Raw genomic sequence first — 699 nt, 5'->3', positions numbered from 1 at the left:
GCGCCGTTGCCCTGTGTGGACTCCTGCAAGACGCGTTCCAGTTGCGGGTTGAGGGTGAACACCGGCAGCTCGGCCGACATCCCGGCGATCTCCTGCACGATGAAACGTCCCAGCGCGTTGCGCACCGCGGCGGTCAGTACCGTCGGGTCCTGGCTGACCGGCGCGTTCCCCACCAGCGACTCCACGATCTTGCGCAGCTGGCGGATCGGGATGCGCTCGATGAGCAGGTTCTGCAGCACGCGCACCACGGCCGACAGCGGCAGCGATTTGGGGGTGAGGTCTTCCACCAGCTTGGGCGCGCTCTTGGCCAGGTTGGCCAGCAGCTGCTGCACTTCCTCGTGGCCGAGCAGTTCCGGGGCGTGTTCGCGGATCAGGTGCGACAGGTGGGTGGCCACCACCGTGGCCGGATCGACCACCGTGTAGCCCATCGATTCGGCATGCGCACGCTGGTGCGGCTGGATCCAGGTGGCGTCCAGCCCGAAGGCGGGGTCCTTGCCGGCAATCCCCTCCAGCGTGCCCAGCGCGCTGCCCGGGTCCAGTGCCAGCTCGCGGTCGGGATGGATGTCGGCGGTGGCCACCGGCACGCCGTGGATCAGCAGGCGGTAGCCGCTGGCCGGCAGCTCCAGGTTGTCGCGGATGTGCACCGAGGGGATCAGGAAGCCGATGTCGTGGGTGAGCTTGCGGCGCACGCCCTTGATG

General features: G+C 68.8%; 1 protein-coding gene. It reads right to left on the bottom strand.

Translation table 11 applies throughout. The annotated features are described in order from the left end of the window. Positions 1–699, bottom strand: a 699-nt coding sequence (locus ACXJKJ_RS30665; protein WP_457395239.1) for an FHIPEP family type III secretion protein, incomplete at both ends; no start/stop codon positions are given.

The sequence above is a fragment of the Roseateles sp. P5_E1 genome (assembly GCF_054049335.1).
This window is presented reverse-complemented; position numbering and strand designations above follow the sequence as displayed.